Raw genomic sequence first — 13,963 nt, 5'->3', positions numbered from 1 at the left:
TTCAATTAGTGATTTCTACAATATAAAAATCTCCATAGTTATCGTCAGTTGTCTGCCAATTGTCTTCTGAAACACCTGAAATTTCGCAATAGTACGTTCCGGGGGACAATCCACTAAGAGTTAGCGTGTGATTCGTTTGCAGCGTAGAGTCTTCTTGCGTACCGACAACCTTGCCGAGTTGCAGCTTACCTTGATGGGTATGAAAACGCACAACAGTTGTTGTAGGAATGTCGGTTTGCCATGAGAGGGTTGCACCGTTGATTTGTACATTGCTGATTTGAGAAAACTGAATTGTACGGGCACGTTCAACAGCTGCTTTTACATCTAATTTGCCACTACCCCAGATATAGTTGAGGTTGGGAGCGCTACAGACAAAGTCATCACGTCGGGCTGTTTGCATCAAAATTTGCTTGACTTGCTCACAAGTTAAACCCTGATTCACACTTAAAATCAAGGCTGCTGCTCCCGTTACATGGGGCGCAGCCATGCTTGTACCCATCATGGGTGTATAGTGTCTACTATCATGATATGCTGGACACTGATCTGGGTCTGCACTCTTAGAGCGAGCAGAAATAATTTCCTCCCCTGGAGCCGCTATTTCTGGTTTTTGTAACCCGTAGCGGGTTGGTCCTCGACTGCTAAAAGATGAAATATTTCCTGGTTCTAAACTTGTACTTGGTTGTGGATTTGTACTTGAACTAATTACGTAAGATCCAACAGTTATAATACGCTTGGCGTTGCCAGGAATTGTAATTGTACAGCTGTCGTCAGCAGAATTTCTCAGGAAGCGGCTCTGTTTACAAATTCCACTAATCCAGACATCGTAGCGTCCTACTTCTACACTGTCGCCCCGCAACAGCAGTTTCCATTTGCCAGATTGAATGTACTTTGCCCTGCCCCCTAATAGAAAAATAGTAGCGCTCGTATCGCCACTGAGATCGACATCATAGTCAAACTTTAAGGTTATGTCATTATTATTGTTTGTCCGAAACCGCTCATATATATCATTTGGTGCAGTAAATGCCAAGGGAACACTATCTGGAGGTTGTAGGGAAATGCTGATTGTGTCTGCGGCGTCATACCACACCTCAAGCATGTCTCGAGGATTATTGCTGTCGACTTCAAACTCCAGAACCAAAGTTTGTCCTTGCTGTATCTCTCCTCCGGCATGGCTAAGCCTCTCTTGCTCATTACCTGCTGACTTAACCGCAACAATCTTAGGTTGCCTCAAAAGTTGATCCAGAAATTGCTCCAACAGCGTTTCGCCTGCATGTCCGCCAATACAGGTTCCCATGCTAAGGTTAATGGCAACGGGGCGACTCGATTCGCTCGCACGCTGAGTAATGTAAGCGAATGCATTGAAAGCTCGGACTGAACGTCCTAAAGTCAATGGTCTACCTGAATCCTCTGGAGAAGAGATTCTTTCCATTTGGAAAGCAACCACAATCAGGTCAGCTTCAGGGGCAATGCCAGTATATTTGCACTGCTTCGCACATTTATTATTATTATGAATACATTGATTCCACTCCGCACATCCATTACCTGCGGCAATTCCAGCAACATGGGTGCCATGTCCATTACCATCTTGGTGACTGACTTCCGTAAGGGGATTTGATAATTTTAATACTGCATCCAACTGAGCTTTGGTGTATTCTCGTCCGTAAGGGACTCTGCCATTTGGGTCTTTCTCCGCGCCTTGATCCCATAAATATAAAATGCGCGAAGTACCATCATCATTACGAAAGCTTTCGTGTGTGTAATCTATACCTGTATCAATGATGCCGACTATCACCCCTTCACCCCTTACTTTTGGGTCACTCAGGTGTAGAGGTTCTGTGCAAGTTTCGTCACGGGAATCTTGGAGATCTGTCAGCATTGGGTGAGATGCTTCCACCCTAGCAACAAAATCCAGCTCTTTCAGTTTATCTAATGTATCTAACGTCACCTCTCCACTGGCAATAGTATAAGGTTCCTGGATATCAAAATGAATATTCATACCAATGCTGCGTAGAGCATCTGAGCGATTAGCATCTATACAGCGTACCAGAACCTCAACAGTATTCAGTTGTTCTTGTGTCTGACGTAGCCCAACCCACTCTGCAAGTTCAGGAGATGCAAGTTCAGATTTATCAGAGTTATGTTTGTACATTAAGTACCACAGCTGTGGATCTAGTTTATCTCCCATACACCAAACCTGCACTCTCAAACTTCGCTTTAGCTTTTTCACTCCTTAGACATAGGGAATGATAGTTCGATGTTACGAACAAACTGCAATTCAGCAACCTCTTCTAATTGTTTGACATTGCTTACGGAACCACTAGAGAAGTTGCCCACAACATAATGACTGCGATAGCCTCGTTTTTGAAGTTCATCTTGCTGAGCGGGAGATAGGGGCTTTTCGGTGCGAACCAGCATTTCGATTTCATCAGAAGATAACATTATCTGCTCTAACTGGTTTAGCGCCCATGCGCTTAATTTTTTTCGCAGTGCATCGATCATAACTCTAACTCTCTCTTTACCCTTATCTTTGGTTGAGATTAGACTCTGGTGGGCGGACTACGGAAAATCAAGAGCTTCAGATCTGGTTTTCAACAGGCTTTACAGGCTTTAGCTTGATTAGTGTCATTTCACTTAGCGCCAAGACAAGATGAGAGCGGTAAGATGCAAGATATGACTTTAACTTACCGTTTTAAGTTTTCAATTCCATTGAACTTCCAGGCTGGGTGAGAATAGAGATGACTTAAGGCTGACTTAGGGGTAAATTTAGGAGAAGGGAAGCGTTAAGATTTGAATAACAACACAAAAATATCCTAAATGTTGCAATTTCAGATTTTGAATGGAAAGTAGCAATACCAACAAAGAAAAACGCGGCAATGACTTCATCAAAAAATATGCCACGCAATGCCTACACCCATAAACCTGAGCAACACCCTAACTTGATGCTGGGTAGCTTGCAACTGCTTCTCTGGCTTGTCTTCCGTCCCTCTGCGTGGCGAAACCACTTAGAGCGTATTGACCCCGCTCTAAACCCTGACTCTGCATCAGGGAGGTGTTTGCAGTGGCGAAACCCAATTTTGTGGAAGCTACTGTTCCAGCTATACATTGTCTTACCTATCCTGGCTAATTTAACCCTTGTTTTGATGCCGTGGGTATTGGGCAAGTCAGCAAAAAATATTGCGTTTATCATAGTCTGGGGTGTAGCGTCGGGTATGACATGGGGTGTGGCGTCGGGTATGGCATGGGGCGTAACGTTGGGCTTGACGTCGGGTGAGGAGTTGGTCTTAGTGTTGTGCTTGGCTTTGGTCGTAGCGTTGGTCATGGCATCATATGTGGCGTTGGGCGTACCGTTGGGCGTGGCGTTGGGTGTGGTGTTCGGTATGGGATTCGGCCTGGTGTTCAACATAAGGTTAGGCCTGGTGTTCGGCTTAGTGTTCGGCTTGGTGTTCGGCTTGGTGTTCGGCCTGGTGTTTGACAGGGCGTGGGTCGTGGTGTTCACTATGGCGTGGGTTCTGGTGTTCATCGTGGGACTTACTATGAACTTGTGGCGACCTGTAGTGCTCTATCCGTTCTTTATAATATGGAATACGCTATTATATGAAATGGACAAAAAACGTACAGACAGTAAGCTGAGTCTGTTGCGTTGGAACTCTGCTTTTTGGGATGAATGGCAACGCATACCTCTAATTGGCTTAGACAAGCACCTGATCTTAGTCATAGAGCGTCGGCCAGTCGAGGGAAAAGCTGCCATAAATTATTTACGTAAAAGTCGCCAGCGCTGGGCAATTGAAGCTGCGTGTATTGAACTAGATGCACGCCGTTTAGAAAGCTGTGCTGACATGAAAACTATCCGTCAGGTTTATCACGTGATTGACGAACTACAACGCCCAGCTAGTCCCCTGCTACGCATATTCACTCGCATCAGTAAATATGTGGATGCGGCCTTAAACCAGGAAAGTGCATACAATCAACGTCTGGCGCTCAGGACTGTTGTAGACCGTTTAGATGAATACTTGCAGAACTTGAACTTAACTCGCAGTAGTAACAAATATGCTTCTCGTTTTGATTCTATAGCCGACAGTTGGCGTAAGATAATAACCAGCTATATAGAGGAACTGACCAAAGAAGCCGAACTTCGCCAAGAAATTGACTCACCGTACATCATCGGTGTACCTCTCACACAAGAGCAAGAAATATTCACTGGACGCAGTGACATTGGTACACGTATTGAGGAATTACTTCTAGACCGTCGCCGCCCTCCCTTGCTACTCTACGGACAGCGGCGTATGGGCAAAACTTCCCTCCTCAACAACCTGGGACGCTTGCTACCTAATACTATCATCCCCATGTTTGTAGACTTGCAAGGCGCACCCTCATCAGCCAGTGACCATGCAGGTTTTCTCTACAACCTTGCAAAAGGAATGATATCTTCAGCCAAACGTCAAAGTGCTTTAATCCTACCACCCCTCACCCGCGAAGTCCTAGCAAATGACGCTTTCACCTGCTTTTATGAATGGTTAGATAAAGTAGAACAGGCACTAGAACAAAATACCGGATTGCTTGCGCTAGATGAATTCGAGGTACTCGACAGTGCCATAACAAAGGGACGTTTTGATGAACAAGACATTTTAGGAATGCTGCGTCACCTCATCCAACATCGTCCTCGTTTTAAAGTGCTGTTGGCTGGTTCCCATACTATCGAAGAATATCAACGCTGGGCTAGCTACCTCATCAATGTGCAAGTCGTGCATATCAGCTACCTGAAAGAAGACGAAGCGCGTAAATTAATTGAACATCCCGTTAAAGATTTTATTCTGCGCTACGAACCTGAGTCCGTGGAGCGAGTATTACAACTTACCCGCTCTCACCCTTACCTGGTACAACTACTGTGTAGTGAAATTGTCGCCCTCAAGAACGAACAAGACCCTTCTGTACGGCGACTGGCAACTTTAGAAGATGTGGAAGCAGCAATTCCAGAAGCTTTCAGCACTGGTGGTTTTTTCTTTGCTGATATTCAAAATAACCAAGTAAACGCGGCGGGACTTGCTATCTTGCGTTGCATTGCCGCTAAAGGAGAAGGAGCGATCGCCACTCGCAAAACTATATTCCAAGAATTTCCCGACGTTGCAGATAGTACTATTAAATTGCTGTTGCAGCGAGAGTTGATTGAGGAAATAGATGATGGCTATCGCTTCCAAGTAGAGTTGATTCGGCAGTGGTTTGCCCAGAGAAGGTAAATTCTTTTTCCTAATAATCTTCTAATTCTTCACTCGGTGTGCGACTTACCGCAATACACACCCGCTACCAAAAAATGCGATCGCACCTACCCATACTCCTATTGCAGCTATAATTAATTGCTGTTGCGGGAACACCAACATAAATAAACTTCCTGTCAGCACAAACCCCGCAAAAGACATCCAACTGACGGAAAAAGAAACAAGGGAATTGATAGCGAGTTCACCAATTCCCTTACCAGAAGAGGATGTTGAGTTGATTTTGACCTAAAGTCAATGTTTGCCCCCGTTAGTGCTATACTCTACTTCATTTTCATGGATAATGGCGTTTTTTGTTCCGTTACTACCTAAATACTTTTTCATTTTTTCGCCTTTATTTTTTTCGCCCAGAAAATAAGTTAAAGTTCCACTCACTAAGGCAACACTTAATCCAAAGGGCAAGATTTCTCTTCCACTCTCCCACCTTACTGCCTGCCCGAGGAACACAACGCCTAATATCACTACCACGACGCTGGCAAGCTTGCTTTTGAGTTCATCGATGTTACGGATCTCTAGCCAGGCTGGTACCTTGATACGACTGTCAATAAAAAGTTCATAGAGTCCTAATCCTGTAATGTAGAGAACTGTCGCCAGGAGAAACAAATCGATGATTTCTATAAACGATAAAACCATCATCTTTGCTTCCTTGCTAGATACATGACCTACGCTTACAGCGTGACCTATCGTATTGATAGTTTGGGCAGCGCCGTATATTAAGAGTGTAAACCCTGCCAATAATGAACAAATTACAGGAACTAGAATCGATATTCGACAGCCAAGAAAAATTTGCTGAAGCATGGTTTTAAAAAGCATAGCCTTATCCCTTTGCTCTAAGATCCTTGTAATGTGGGAGTTCCAAGAATTGCAACAATTTGTTTCAAATTATTATTTAAAGATAACCGACCAACCGGGGCAAACTGGTGACAAAGTTGCGGTAATTCTGACGTAGGGTTGATGCCAATACGGTTCAGTTAACGCTAGCCGTCACTCAGGCATGATGGGGCTACATCAACAAAGCCTGGCGAAAGTAGGCTTGGATATTGCGGGCCGATCTGAACCATATCGTTTTCAGCAGGGAACTTTTCTATTCTTGGTGTTCTTAGTTTGTCACCTTCGATCCATAACACTAGGAAGTAGCTAAGTAGAATTTTCTCCCAAAGAATAAACCCCCACAAACTGGGGGCTTTTTATTTTGCTAAATAGGTAGGTGGGAATAAAAGTAGCTATGTTAAGAAAATTAAAAATTGCTAAAACCCTTACCAATGACAAATGATAGATGACGAACCTCACGAGTTAACTGTATTTGTGCCGACCTACTTAGAATTCAATACGGTTCAGTTAGCAGAACTTGATTACTGAAGATCCTCCATAATCCCCCTTAGAAAGGCAGGGCTGTTTCATTCGAGCAGGTAAGGATTTTGTCAAGAGTACTCGCTGTAAAATTTGCTGAAGTTGGTGAGCGAAAAATCACCGCAAAGACCAGAAAATTTGAGTGCGATCGCCATTTTCTTGTCCAATCAGATTTTTTCATCACCTGATTTTTTTGACTTAGACACTTGTAAATCAGAGCCTTTTAGGGAATGAAACAGCCCTGCCTTAGAAAGGGGGACTTCAAAACTTTATACCATTTTGAAAAAATAATGCGACAAATAGACATTGTAGAGACGCGCCATGGCGCGTCTCTACATCAGGATGTGTTGCAAACATTTATTAAATCGGTATTAGTTCCCCCCTTTTTAAGGGGGGCTAGGGGGGATCAAAACGTCAACTGATGCGCGAAACATCTTTTTTGTCTCAAGTCCAAAAAACGCAAAGAACACGAAGATTTCTTCGTGTCCTTTGTGTCTTTGTGGTTTGTTTTATTAATACTGTGGCACTGATGGATCGATTTCCTTACTCCAGGCGATAATTCCACCCTTCACATTCGTACCGTCAATTCCCGCTTGTTTGAGAATTCCCAAAGCTTTGGCGGAACGCATACCCGACTTGCAATGAACAATCAAGCGATGACCGTTCAACATTCCCTGCACTTTGGTAACACCATTACCATTTTCAATATCTGGTAACGGCACCAACACCGCACCGGGAATCTTCGCAATTTCGTACTCATGCGGATTGCGGACATCCAGCAGCACGAAATCATTAGCGCTGCTATCGAGCAACTGCTTTAATTCCTGTACTGTCATTTCCGAAATTTCCATCTGCTGCTTTGCCTCCTGTGCTTTCGCTTGGGGGATACCGCAGAATTGTTCGTAATCAATCAGCTTCTCAATCACCGGACGTACCGGGTTAGGACGCAACTTCAATTCGCGGAATTTCATTTCTAGGGCATTGTACAGCAGCAAGCGTCCACTTAAAGTTGTACCCTTGCCGATAATGATTTTGACAGTCTCCGTTGCCTGGATGCTGCCAATAATGCCGCATAAAACACCTAGTACGCCACCTTCTGCACAGGAAGGAACCATCCCTGGTGGTGGGGGTTCGGGGTACAAATCGCGGTAATTCGGCCCACCCTCGTAGTTAAATACCGTTGCTTGCCCTTCAAACCGGAAAATAGAACCGTAGACGTTGGGTTTGTTCAACAACACGCAAGCATCGTTAACAAGATACCGGGTGGGGAAATTATCTGTGCCATCGACTATGACATCATAAGGTCTAATAATATCGAGGGCGTTTTCGGAACTGAGACGGGTTTCGTAAAGATCAACCTGACAATAGGGGTTAATCTCCAGAATGCGATTCTTTGCTGATTCAATCTTAGGTTTACCTACCCAAGAAGTGCCATGAATCACTTGGCGTTGCAGGTTGGAACTATCAACAACATCGAAATCAACGATACCGATGCGTCCAATACCCGCCGCCGCTAGATATAAAAGCAATGGCGAACCCAGTCCACCCGTACCGATACACAGTACACTGGCAGCTTTTAGGCGCTTTTGTCCTTCCACACCGACTTCCGGTAAAATGAGGTGGCGGGAATAGCGTTCGTAATCGTCTTTTATCAGCTGGATTTCATCCAGATTCGGATTCAGCATAGCAGTTTGATGAGGAAGCGCGGACTTTTTATCCTACCCAAAAATGTGGATCTGTGGGGAGATGGGGAGATGGGGGGATGGGGAGTGGGGGAGTAAGAGAGTGGGGGCTGTGAGGGAAGTTGGTAATTTTTAAGTTTTATGAATGTTTTTATGGCGAATTTTTCACCGTTTTTTGGTAACTTCAATTTCCTCTGGTTGGAACTGGTGGTTTTCATCCAGACACCAGCTATTGATTTCACCAGCTGTGCCATTTTGCACGGAAATTATCATATAAGAGTATTCCTGCCAAGCACACTGTCGGTCAAATTCTGAGGGAATCGCTGGATAGTCAGGATGGGAGTGATAAATACCAATTATACAGAGAGAGCGGGCTCGTGCTTCTTTTTGAACTGCTAACATAACTTGGGGTGTGATCGCATATCTCCGCCTTCTCCCATCAACTACTTCAACATCAGGAACATCTGTCGCGGTTTCTGGACTCCAAGCATTTTCTGTGGGCATAATTTCTACCACAGTTTTGCCATCCTCGCTAAGATGACCAAAAATAATACCGCAACACTCTTCAGGGTAGATACTTTCGGCATGGTTGCGGATAGCTTGCAAGTGTTCTGAACTGAGTTGAATCATAATGCAATTGTTATTAGTTAGTAGTTAGTAGTTAGTAGTTAGTAGTTAGTTTTTGACTAATAAACACTAACCACTGGCTATTAACCATTAACCACTAACCACTATCTACTAACCACTAACCACTATCCACTAACCATTTAAAAGTTATGACTCAGCTTGTCAATGAAAGATTCGAGTAATTCTTTGACTTCCACAGTTCTGCTGACTAGGCGATCGTAGTCAGAAGAGTCGAGCATATCTAACTCATAGCACAGCAAGAGATAGTATTCCACTTCGATCGCTGCATCTCTAGCCAATACTAAAAAATTAACTTGGTCTTCTTTGTCTTCGCGATTGCATCCTTGAGCAATTTTAATGGGAATAGCAGAACAGGCTAAACGAATTTGTTGCGTTAACCCCAGTAACTCCTCTTCAGGAAAAGCTTGCGTGGTTTTGTAGACTGCGACTGTTAACTCATGGGCTTTTTCCCATTCTTTGAGTTCTCGGAAGTCTGTCATTGTAATTTTATACCCCAGACAAATAGTAGGGTGGGCAATACCCACCCTACTACTATGCCACTCTATGAGGTTAATGGTTAGTAGATAGTGGTTAGTAGTTAGTGGTCAACTACCAACTACTAACTACTAACTACTAACTACAACAAATTACGTCAACATCGTTACTTTGCCAGTAGCCAAGTCGTAACGACCACCAACAATTTTGAGTTTACCTTCTTTCATCAAGCCTCCTAAAATCGTTGAGTGTTCTTGCAAATTTTGGGCTTGATATTGCACATTAGCAATAATGGCATTTTCTTCTATATTGCCTGTTTTGAATCTAACCCTTTCTACTGATGGTTTAATTTCCTCCACAAAAACCCCTATTCTTCCAGGAAGTGGATCGCCTTTAATGGCAGCTGATACTGCACCACATTTGGCATGACCTAGAACCATTATTAACTGAGCACCTAATACAGCTGTAGCAAATTCTAAGCTACCTATTGCCGTTTGACTGGCAACATTACCAGCAACTCGCACAACAAATAAATCTCCTAGTCCTTGATCGAAAACTATTTCCGCAGGAACCCGCGAGTCAGCACATCCTAATATAGCTGCAAACGGATACTGGGCTACAGATGTTTGTTGCAAACGCAGCTTTGATTGGTTGGGACTGAGACGCTTGCCATTTACAAAGCGTTTATTTCCTTCTGTTAACCTTGTTAAAGCTGCGTCTGGACTAACTGGTTGAGGTTTTTTTTCAAGAGTCGTCGATGGCTGTTGAGCAATAGCTTGCTGTCTATTCCAAATTACGTCACCAGCCGCGCTAGCCGCAATACCCACACTTCCCACACCTAGTAGCTTTAATAAGTTTCGACGCCCAGCGAAACCATTGATTTGACTCATTAATGCACCTCATTTTATACACAAAATGAATTCAAAATTACTTTCAACGACACCAAATTTTGCCCTCGTCTTCTCAAGACATTTACTGCTTGCAAGCAGTGGTGAGTGCAAGCACGAGGACGACTTTGCATATATCAGCAGCAGAAAAAATGCTTATTTATTTTCTGGAATATACCAAAATAAGCTATGACAAACAAACTAATTTACTATAGAAGAAAATTATGACTAACTGCGAAATCTTTCTATCATATGCTGACTTAGAATTCTTAATTCGTAATTCGTAACAGGTAATAATTGCATCCTACGTACGAATTACGAATTCTCAATTACGGTTAAACAACGGATACTTTACCAGTATCCAAATCGTAACGCGCACCAACAATTTTGAGTTTGTCTTGACGCACAAGTTTAGTCAAAATAGTAGAGCTTTCCTGCAATTTTTGCGCCTGATATTGAATGTTAGCAATGACTGCATTATCCTGTAGATTATTTGTAGTAGATTTGACTTTCTCTACAGCTGGTTTGATGCCTTCAACAATCAAGCTCATTCTGCCAGACATAGGTTCATCTTGAAGCGCTTCAGCTACTGCACCGCATCTTCTATGACCCAAAACTACAATCAACTGAGAACCCAACGTTGCTGTCGCATATTCTAAACTGCCTATAGCCGTGTCACATACAACATTACCAGCGACTCGCACCACAAACAAATCCCCCAGCCCCTGATCGAAAACCATTTCAGCGGGTACTCTAGAATCTGCACAGCCAAATATAGCAGCAAAAGGATATTGGGTTTTAGCAACCAATCGTATGTGTTCCAAAGATTGGTCTGGATATTTACGCTTTTGCTGTACAAATCGTTGATTTCCATCCAGCAATCGTTTTAAAGCTCGATCGGCATTGACTGGATTACGATTAGCTGCTATCGCATCAGCCAAGGTTGCTTGGGGAGCGATCGCTTGTTGTATATCCTTGGTCAAGCTACAACCAGCTGCACTAGCCAAAATGCCAACGCTTCCTGTACCTGCCAGCTTCAAGAAATGACGACGCCCAACAAATCCATTAATTTGACTCATCAATTTCACTCGGTAATTTGAATCCGGCTGTCTAAAGCTTCTATGCTGGCAGGAAGATATCAACTCTAGAAGCCTGTAAGAGTAAGCGTTGAGACCATTTAAGACTTATTTAATTTTATTGCCAGGCAGAGAGCAATGGGCATCGGGCATCGAACAAGGGGCATAGGAAAAATCAGTACTTCAATACCCAATCCCCAATCCCCAATTCCCTATTCGCTAATTATGAAAAGTGCATAATCTAATTTTGCTGACACCCATCAAGAATATAGAAGGAAAGCAAACAAGCTTAACTTCTATTCAGCCATAAGATAGATGAAATTTTGCACAATTATCAGTATGGGTCATTAAGTGTTAATACTAAACAAAAATCCTGTATCTATTTAACTTCTTGATTTTTTCATTTTTGATTTGAAATTACTTCACATTTATAGGATTGTAATTACCCGTAATTAACGCCAAAATCGGGATAGGTAAACATCTGGTAAAGCCTTGATACTGCAAATTATACAGGTATCTCAAGAAACCAAAAATCAGGGTGCTTGTCTTAATAACTTAAATACACTACGTAATTGTACATGATTAGACAATCTGCTTTTGGCATTGCTTTAAGTATGCTTGTCCTTGCTAGTGGATTAAAAATCACTACCTCAGGTAACACTTCCAAAAATAAACTGTTCGTAAATCAGGTGTTGTCGATTTCATCACCTCCGATTGCGACTTCTATTAATTTCAAAACAACTGATTTAGAAAAATCAGTATTTGCTCGAATTAATCGATATCGAATTTCTCAAGGTCTACCAAAATTGGCTCTCAACCCAAGTATCACTAAACAGGCAAGAATTCACAGTAAAAATATGGCTAACGGTAAGGTTCCGTTTAGCCACGATGGATTTAAACAGCGAGTCAATGCAATTGCTCTTCGTTACAAAAGTGCTGCTGAGAATGTTGCTGTTAATCAAGGATATAGCGACCCTGCCGCCGAAGCTTTTACTGGCTGGCTCAACAGTCCCGATCATCTTATCAATATTAAAGGCAATTACAATTTAACTGGAATTGGTGTCGCAACTAATAGTAAAGGTGAAGTTTACTTAACGCAAATTTTTCTTCGTAATAAATGAATGTATTCAGCATAAATAAATGTATTTCTCGTGTTGACTGTTAGTAGTTAGTGGTTAGTGGTTAGTGGTAATCAAGTAACTACTAACTACTATCTACTAACCAAACACCAACCACCAACTACTAGAATAATGTAGTGTCTTGCAGGACTTTGCTCTAATAGACATTGCATTTATTTTGTGGTGGTTCATGGAATTACAAAATTTTCAGATTTGCGATCGCGATCTTAGCGATATGACTTTATCCCATTATTTAAAAGCTGATGAGATCGCTGTTGATACAGAGACAATGGGATTAATACCACAACGCGATCGCTTGTGTTTGGTACAGTTGTGTAACCCAGAAGGCAAAGTAACTGCGATCCGTATTGCTAAAGGGCAAACACAAGCCCCTAACTTAAAAAAACTACTGGAAGCGGCAAATATCCTGAAAGTATTTCACTTTGCCCGTTTTGACGTTGCCGCCCTGCGTTACCATCTCGGTATTAAAGTCAATCCTGTTTTTTGTACCAAAATAGCCAGTAAGTTAGCACGAACCTACACCCAACGCCACAGTCTCAAAGACTTGGTGCTAGAGTTGGAACAAGTGGAACTCGATAAAAGTTCTCAAAGTTCTGACTGGGGAAACGCTGCCAATTTAACAGAAGCGCAACTGAGTTACGCTGCAAATGATGTGCGCTATCTACTGAGTGTGCGAGAGAAATTGATAGCAATGCTGCAACGAGAAGAACGTTGGGAAATCGCTCAACAATGCTTTCAGTGTTTGCCAACTATAGTTTCCTTGGATTTGTTGCACTTCAAGGATGTGTTTGAACACTAATGTTTTTGTCATTTGTCATTAGTCATTTGTAAGTGGTATATGACCAATGACAAATGACTAATGACTATTGACTAAATTTATACTTCTTTTTCCTGAGTTTCTGTGTGTTCTTTTAGTCGGTCAACAACATTGTATGCACCAGGGCCAGGAATTTCATGTGCTTCAATAACACCATCTGTTGGGCCGCCAATTGCCTTCCATGCTGCCAAACCACCTCTGAGTTCGGATACATGTTCAAATCCAGCTTGCCTCAGCATTTGTGCAGCTTGGGCAGTTTCTTCATCATTAGCACCATAAACATATATATCACGAACTTTCGCTATGGATGCAACTGCCCGATCTACCAATTGATCTAATGGCATTGGCATTGCGCCCATGATGTGACCGTTGTTGAAGGTATTGCGATCGCGCACATCCAGAATTGTCAAAGCTGGTTCGCCCCACTCTAAACGAGCCTTCAGCACATGGGCATCGGATTGTGGCTCAATGGGTGGTTGTGATGGAATAATATTTTCTACAAGTTTGTTATCTTTGATGTTATTCATGAATATTCCTCGCTCAATAGATTAAGCACTTTGCAAATATCCTCGGATGCCAATACAAAAATAGATGCGCCATAGTTGTGGCGTATCCACATC

The 13,963-nt window shown here is 42.7% G+C and carries 12 protein-coding genes; 3 read left to right on the top strand and 9 right to left on the bottom strand.

The annotated features are described in order from the left end of the window. Position 1: 1 nt before the first annotated feature. The gene (locus FIS9605_RS0107470) at positions 2-2,185 is read right to left on the bottom strand and encodes a S8 family serine peptidase (RefSeq protein ID WP_026732034.1); all 2,184 of its coding nucleotides are present in this window, start codon (positions 2,183-2,185) and stop codon (positions 2-4) included. Between the two features lie 38 nt (positions 2,186-2,223). Continuing rightward, a complete protein-coding gene (locus tag FIS9605_RS0107465) occupies positions 2,224-2,499 on the bottom strand; it encodes a hypothetical protein (protein ID WP_026732033.1) in 276 nt (91 codons plus the stop codon). Positions 2,500-2,873: 374 nt separating this feature from the next. Between FIS9605_RS0107465 and FIS9605_RS0107460 the strand changes: the two genes are divergently transcribed. Next, positions 2,874-5,234: an AAA family ATPase gene (locus tag FIS9605_RS0107460; RefSeq protein ID WP_035139445.1), complete on the top strand. Its 2,361-nt coding sequence runs from the start codon at positions 2,874-2,876 to the stop codon at positions 5,232-5,234. A 270-nt stretch (positions 5,235-5,504) separates the two neighbouring features. On the opposite strand, the gene FIS9605_RS36490 is transcribed toward FIS9605_RS0107460, so the two are convergent. The 6 genes from FIS9605_RS36490 to FIS9605_RS0107420 form a co-directional block, all read right to left on the bottom strand. Then, on the bottom strand, positions 5,505-6,083 hold the full coding sequence (locus FIS9605_RS36490; protein ID WP_051469948.1) for a YqhA family protein: 579 nt from the start codon (positions 6,081-6,083) through the stop codon (positions 5,505-5,507). A gap of 1,049 nt (positions 6,084-7,132) precedes the next feature. Beyond that, positions 7,133-8,305, bottom strand: coding sequence for a molybdopterin-synthase adenylyltransferase MoeB (moeB, locus tag FIS9605_RS0107440; protein ID WP_026732030.1), 1,173 nt, complete (start codon positions 8,303-8,305; stop codon positions 7,133-7,135). Positions 8,306-8,467: 162 nt separating this feature from the next. Then, complete coding sequence (locus FIS9605_RS0107435) at positions 8,468-8,932, bottom strand: Mov34/MPN/PAD-1 family protein (RefSeq protein WP_026732029.1); 465 nt, start codon at positions 8,930-8,932, stop codon at positions 8,468-8,470. 137 nt (positions 8,933-9,069) lie between these two features. Continuing rightward, positions 9,070-9,429 carry a four helix bundle protein gene (locus tag FIS9605_RS0107430; RefSeq protein ID WP_026732028.1) on the bottom strand — a complete coding sequence of 120 codons (360 nt, stop codon included), beginning with the start codon at positions 9,427-9,429 and terminating at the stop codon, positions 9,070-9,072. A 147-nt stretch (positions 9,430-9,576) separates the two neighbouring features. Next, positions 9,577-10,314, bottom strand: coding sequence for a carbonic anhydrase (locus tag FIS9605_RS0107425; RefSeq protein ID WP_026732027.1), 738 nt, complete (start codon positions 10,312-10,314; stop codon positions 9,577-9,579). A gap of 332 nt (positions 10,315-10,646) precedes the next feature. Continuing rightward, the gene (locus tag FIS9605_RS0107420) at positions 10,647-11,390 is read right to left on the bottom strand and encodes a carbonic anhydrase (protein ID WP_026732026.1); all 744 of its coding nucleotides are present in this window, start codon (positions 11,388-11,390) and stop codon (positions 10,647-10,649) included. A gap of 575 nt (positions 11,391-11,965) precedes the next feature. Here FIS9605_RS0107420 and FIS9605_RS0107415 point away from each other — a divergent pair. Together FIS9605_RS0107415 and FIS9605_RS0107410 are read left to right on the top strand one after the other, a co-directional pair. After that, a complete protein-coding gene (locus FIS9605_RS0107415; RefSeq protein ID WP_026732025.1) occupies positions 11,966-12,508 on the top strand; it encodes a CAP domain-containing protein in 543 nt (180 codons plus the stop codon). A gap of 187 nt (positions 12,509-12,695) precedes the next feature. Continuing rightward, complete coding sequence (locus tag FIS9605_RS0107410) at positions 12,696-13,325, top strand: ribonuclease H-like domain-containing protein (RefSeq protein ID WP_026732024.1); 630 nt, start codon at positions 12,696-12,698, stop codon at positions 13,323-13,325. 77 nt (positions 13,326-13,402) lie between these two features. Here FIS9605_RS0107410 and FIS9605_RS0107405 read toward each other — a convergent pair whose 3' ends face one another. After that, a complete protein-coding gene (locus FIS9605_RS0107405; RefSeq protein WP_026732023.1) occupies positions 13,403-13,870 on the bottom strand; it encodes a rhodanese-like domain-containing protein in 468 nt (155 codons plus the stop codon). Positions 13,871-13,963: the final 93 nt, after the last annotated feature.

Source organism: Fischerella sp. PCC 9605 (assembly GCF_000517105.1).
Lineage (GTDB): Bacteria > Cyanobacteriota > Cyanobacteriia > Cyanobacteriales > Nostocaceae > PCC9605.
The sequence above is the reverse complement of the archived record's forward strand: the minus strand, read 5'-3'. Positions and strand labels throughout refer to the sequence as shown.

Bases quoted from the DNA above. Each gene is read 5' to 3' on its own strand.
- FIS9605_RS0107470 (WP_026732034.1), bottom strand. From the start codon at position 2,185: ATGGGAGATAAACTAGATCCACAGCTGTGGTACTTAATGTACAAACAT.
- FIS9605_RS0107465 (WP_026732033.1), bottom strand. From the start codon at position 2,499: ATGATCGATGCACTGCGAAAAAAATTAAGCGCATGGGCGCTAAACCAG.
- FIS9605_RS0107460 (WP_035139445.1), top strand. From the start codon at position 2,874: ATGACTTCATCAAAAAATATGCCACGCAATGCCTACACCCATAAACCT.
- FIS9605_RS36490 (WP_051469948.1), bottom strand. From the start codon at position 6,083: ATGCTTTTTAAAACCATGCTTCAGCAAATTTTTCTTGGCTGTCGAATA.
- moeB (WP_026732030.1), bottom strand. From the start codon at position 8,305: ATGCTGAATCCGAATCTGGATGAAATCCAGCTGATAAAAGACGATTAC.
- FIS9605_RS0107435 (WP_026732029.1), bottom strand. From the start codon at position 8,932: ATGATTCAACTCAGTTCAGAACACTTGCAAGCTATCCGCAACCATGCC.
- FIS9605_RS0107430 (WP_026732028.1), bottom strand. From the start codon at position 9,429: ATGACAGACTTCCGAGAACTCAAAGAATGGGAAAAAGCCCATGAGTTA.
- FIS9605_RS0107425 (WP_026732027.1), bottom strand. From the start codon at position 10,314: ATGAGTCAAATCAATGGTTTCGCTGGGCGTCGAAACTTATTAAAGCTA.
- FIS9605_RS0107420 (WP_026732026.1), bottom strand. From the start codon at position 11,390: ATGAGTCAAATTAATGGATTTGTTGGGCGTCGTCATTTCTTGAAGCTG.
- FIS9605_RS0107415 (WP_026732025.1), top strand. From the start codon at position 11,966: ATGATTAGACAATCTGCTTTTGGCATTGCTTTAAGTATGCTTGTCCTT.
- FIS9605_RS0107410 (WP_026732024.1), top strand. From the start codon at position 12,696: ATGGAATTACAAAATTTTCAGATTTGCGATCGCGATCTTAGCGATATG.
- FIS9605_RS0107405 (WP_026732023.1), bottom strand. From the start codon at position 13,870: ATGAATAACATCAAAGATAACAAACTTGTAGAAAATATTATTCCATCA.